General features: G+C 49.3%; 1 protein-coding gene. It reads left to right on the top strand.

Annotated features, from left to right (window positions below):
• Positions 1 to 528: hypothetical protein (locus IEX86_RS25370; protein WP_229685512.1), on the top strand; the 528-nt coding region annotated here is incomplete at its 5' end.
• Between the last annotated feature and the right edge of the window lie 34 nt (positions 529 to 562).

The following is a 562-nucleotide window of genomic DNA, read 5'->3' as shown; positions in this document are numbered from 1 at the left end:
CGTGAACAGGGTGTGAAAACACCCAACGGTAGGCATCTACGTCCGCAGATCAAAGCGCAAATAGCCGACCTGCATAGGCAAGGTAAAAGGCAAGCGGAGATAGCTGAGCAGATACCCGGATTGACAGTAAAACAAGTTACTAACGCTGTAGCACGTATTAGTGGTACTAAGGATAATAGCTCTGTTAAGCGAGCCTGGGAGCTCACGGGCAAGTCTGATGTTACGGCAGCTGATTACAACAGAATACAGGAAGCTAAGCGTGCCCAGAGGCGCACAGGCAACCCCGAGGCTACATCGGCTGATTACCATAAAATGCAGAGAACTAAACGTGCTCAGGAGCTTACGGGCGACTCTGATGCTACGGCAGTTGATTACTATAGAATGCAGAGAACTAAGCTTGCTCAGAAGCTCACAGGCAACCCCCATGCTGCGGCAGCGGATTACGACAGAATACGCAAAAAGGCGCGAAGGGAAGGCCTGACTTTTGAGCAGGTTGTAGAAGCAGAAAAGCAAAATCCCACGGCATAATTTTGCTTGTTTTTTCTAGATCTTAGCAAGGGAG

The organism is Pseudomonas asuensis (assembly GCF_014646755.1).
Taxonomy (GTDB): Bacteria; Pseudomonadota; Gammaproteobacteria; order Pseudomonadales; family Pseudomonadaceae; genus Chryseomonas; species Chryseomonas asuensis.
Note: the sequence above shows the minus strand (reverse complement) of the source record. Positions and strands in the feature narration are given on the sequence as shown.